The following is a 784-nucleotide window of genomic DNA, read 5'->3' as shown; positions in this document are numbered from 1 at the left end:
GGAGAGGGGAGAGGGCTTGGGGAGGAGGCCGGTCGGGGGCGGGGCGGGTTGGCGGGGTCAGGAGAAGTGGAAGAGCTGGGAGCGGTCGTTCGTGTTGCAGGTGGTGACGGTGAGGGTGTTGCCGCTGCCGTTGTCGGTCAGGCAGCCCTGGGGGCCGAAGCCGAACTTGAGCTGGAAGTTTCCGGAGTCGGCGCTGGGATACCAGTTGGTCATGTCGGCGTAGGAGCTGGGGCCGGCGAGTTCGGCGACGCTGGGGCTGCCCGCGTAGCGGGCGCCGAGGCTGATGCCGCTGCTCGCCTTGCAGGCGGTGAAGGTGGTCGAGCCGTTGGAGGCGGCCTTGATCCAGCCGTAGGCGGTGTGGCCGCCGGAGACCACGGGAACGCCCGCGCTGACGGTGTCGGAGCCGAGGCCGATGGTCCGGCCGCTGCCGGTGTTGACCAGGCGGCCCCAGCCGGTGCCGCCGCAGCCGGCGGCCGGGCCGGACGGGGTGGTGGGGGCGGTGGTGGTGGGCTGCTTGGGCGGGGCGGGGGTGCTGCCGCCGGAGCTGTTGGTGCCGCCGCCGCTGCTGGAGTTGCTGCCCGAACTGCCGCCGCTGCTGCTGCCGTTGCCGCCGGAGGAGCCGCCGCTGCCCGTGCCCGTGCCCGTGCCTGCGCCCGTGCCTGCGCTCGTGCCGCCGGGGCCGGTGGCCTGGTCGGGGTCGGTGGCCGGTGGGGCGGGGTCGCTGCCGGACGGGGTGGCGGAGGAGGCGGTGGGCGGGGAGGGGGCGGCCTGTTCGGTGCCGGAG

At 75.4% G+C, this 784-nt stretch carries 1 pseudogene; it reads right to left on the bottom strand.

Annotated features, from left to right (window positions below):
* Window positions 1-57: 57 nt before the first annotated feature.
* A pseudogene (locus tag OO57_RS44490) lies at window positions 58-784 on the bottom strand (hypothetical protein); the annotation flags it as partial.

Source organism: Kitasatospora phosalacinea, assembly GCF_000717185.1.
GTDB lineage: Bacteria > Actinomycetota > Actinomycetes > Streptomycetales > Streptomycetaceae > Kitasatospora > Kitasatospora phosalacinea_A.
This window is presented reverse-complemented; position numbering and strand designations above follow the sequence as displayed.